Origin of the sequence: Kytococcus schroeteri, assembly GCF_002847825.1 — a bacterium.
Classification (GTDB): domain Bacteria; phylum Actinomycetota; class Actinomycetes; order Actinomycetales; family Dermatophilaceae; genus Kytococcus; species Kytococcus schroeteri.
In genome coordinates this window covers 1-301 of record NZ_PKIZ01000177.1, presented here as the reverse complement: position 1 = coordinate 301, position 301 = coordinate 1, and the positions used below count along the sequence as shown (strand labels likewise).

The 301-nt window shown below is 66.4% G+C and carries 1 protein-coding gene; it reads left to right on the top strand.

Annotated features, from left to right (window positions below; all coding sequences use genetic code 11):
- Positions 1 to 301: metallophosphoesterase family protein (locus tag CYJ76_RS12065; RefSeq protein WP_462345209.1), on the top strand; the 301-nt coding region annotated here is incomplete at both ends.

Here is a 301-nt window from a genome sequence, read left to right as displayed (position 1 = left end):
CACCTGATCGCCGGCAACCACGACTCCTGCCATCCGCTGCACGCCAACAGCGCCAAGCGGCAGCGCCGCTTCCTGGAGGTTTTCGATTCCGTGCAGCCTTACCAGTGTGTGGTCCCGTGGGATCCGGACGGCGACGGGGTGGCCGATAACGAGGATCTCGCTAGGAAGGCCGATACCGAGGTCGCCTGGCTGTGCCACTTCCCGCGCCCCGGTCAGGATCACGCGGGCATGGAGTCCCGTTACGACTCGCTGCGCCTGGATGTGCCCTACGTTGTCCATGGCCACCTGCATTCCGCGGCGC